This window comes from Mesorhizobium sp. ORS 3428 (assembly GCF_001854785.1).
Lineage (GTDB): Bacteria > Pseudomonadota > Alphaproteobacteria > Rhizobiales > Rhizobiaceae > Mesorhizobium.
In genome coordinates this window covers 1-1,368 of the sequence record NZ_MDFL01000088.1, presented here as the reverse complement: position 1 = coordinate 1,368, position 1,368 = coordinate 1, and the positions used below count along the sequence as shown (strand labels likewise).

At 56.5% G+C, this 1,368-nt stretch carries 1 protein-coding gene and 1 pseudogene; one reads left to right on the top strand and one right to left on the bottom strand.

The window, feature by feature from the left end:
* Positions 1-114, bottom strand: a pseudogene (locus ORS3428_RS32330) (S-(hydroxymethyl)glutathione dehydrogenase); the annotation flags it as partial.
* Positions 115-667: 553 nt separating this feature from the next.
* On the opposite strand from ORS3428_RS32330, the gene ORS3428_RS08515 reads away from it, so the two are divergent.
* On the top strand, positions 668-1,368 hold a 701-nt coding region (locus ORS3428_RS08515; RefSeq protein ID WP_244507893.1), incomplete at its 3' end, for an ABC transporter substrate-binding protein.

The following is a 1,368-nucleotide window of genomic DNA, read 5'->3' as shown; positions in this document are numbered from 1 at the left end:
CTGCGTCGCAATCTCCTGGCCGGCGCCGGCGACGCCGATGATGACCGACTTGCCCCAGCCGCGATGCGAGGCTTCGAGCGACTGGCGCATCACCTTGGTGTTGCCGGTGCCGTCGGGGTCAGAAGTATGAAGGAGGAACAAGGTACCTAGCCGAGCTGCGCAAGCCTGTGTCGCAGCTCTCGAAACCTCAATTGYCGATCTGATAGCGTTCTCGACAATGCATTTGATCGCGACGGCTTTGCTCGCTCTCCTGCCAGGAGACCTGGCGCCAACATTATCGCGAGCGCAAACCTAGAGGAATTACGACATAAATTCTATTTATACACGCTGATTTCTTTTTCCGCTTCCATCGACCCTCAATCACGGCATATCGTTTCACCCTACACTCGGGCCGCCCGCTGAACAAAGCCGGTGGGCTGTGCATTCGTGAGCTAACCAGCCTCTATCTCGGAGCGCCGAATGAGGTACTGCGGCAGGCACGGCCGGCCCATGGCAAGCATACCCAGGCAAGTGATATGACGCGACCCATGAGTTTTATCCGCTTTGAGATCCGGCCCAGGAGGTACCAACAATAGACGGTCAAAATAAACCGTCGAGCCGGGTCAGATACCGGCAGGTGCCACGCACTAAATGTCCTTAAATAGCAACAGTGCAAAGGGGAAAGCACATGGGAGTTTTCAAAAGCAACGGCGAGCGAGTTCCAACTGCCATCAAGGCCATGGCGGAAGAAGCGCGTGCTGGTCGCATGGATCGGCGTGAATTTCTGGCTCTCGCGACTTCCTTCGGTGCATCTACCGCAGTTGCCTATGGCATGATCGGCCTTGCGGCGCCCGCGGCAGCTGCAGCTGAAGAGCCGAAGAAAGGCGGAACGCTTCGCGTCTCAATGAACGTTAAAGGCCAAAAAGATCCTCGGACCTACGACTGGACGGAAATGGCAAACGTCACACGCTGTTGGCTCGAGCCGCTCGTCCGCTACACGCGTCAGTTCACTTTTGAGCCGGTTCTGCTCGAAAGCTGGGACGTCAATGACGACGCCACCGAATACACGCTGCATGTGCGAAAAGGCGTCACCTGGAACAACGGCGATATTTTCAGCGCTGACGATGTGGTCGCCAACCTAAGCCGCTGGTGCGAGAAAAATGTATCGGGCAATTCCATGGCGGCACGTGTCAGTGGATTGGTCGACACCAAGACCGGCAAAGCTAGGAACGGCGCGATTACGAAGGTCGATGACCACACAGTGAAATTGAAGCTCTCGGCACCCGACATCACGCTCATTGCGGGATTCACAGACTATCCCGCGTTGGTCGTACATCGCGATTTCGACAAGTACGGCGCTGACCCGATCAAGAAGCCAATCGGTACCGG